The following is a 435-nucleotide window of genomic DNA, read 5'->3' on the forward strand; positions in this document are numbered from 1 at the left end:
TTCATCGGCCGCCAGGCGCCACTGCGGGTGCGCCGCCAGCTGCGCGCCATAAAACGAGAGCAGCGACGGGGCCACGCCCTGCCAGAGGCCGTCCTTCACGCCATCACGCGTCGGCCAGTCGTTCAGCAGCGCAGAGCTGAACCAGGCGGCGTCCATATGTTCCGGACGCGCCAGCATCAGGTAGAGTTTGAGCCGTTCCCGGGTGGTTTTTGCCGCCTGCTCGCGCAGCGGGCTGCCCGGCGGCAGGGCATTAAAGGCAGCGATCCGTTGCTGCAGATGGTCCGCTGCCGCATCACGCAGCAGCGGCAACGCACCGTCCTGATAACGTGGCCAGAGCGTCGCCAGCAGGGCGTTATTCTGGCTCAGCCCGGCCCGCTCATACCACGGCACGCCATGCTCAGAGCGGTACTGCAGGCGGGCCAGCGTTTTCTGCAA

The 435-nt window shown here is 66.9% G+C and carries 1 protein-coding gene; it reads right to left on the reverse strand.

Features of this window, described 5'->3' with window-relative positions:
* Positions 1–435: ImcF-related family protein (locus NV64_RS22865; protein WP_233209090.1), on the reverse strand; the 435-nt coding region annotated here is incomplete at both ends.

Origin of the sequence: Erwinia sp. B116 (genome assembly GCF_002865965.1) — a bacterium.
GTDB lineage: Bacteria > Pseudomonadota > Gammaproteobacteria > Enterobacterales > Enterobacteriaceae > Erwinia.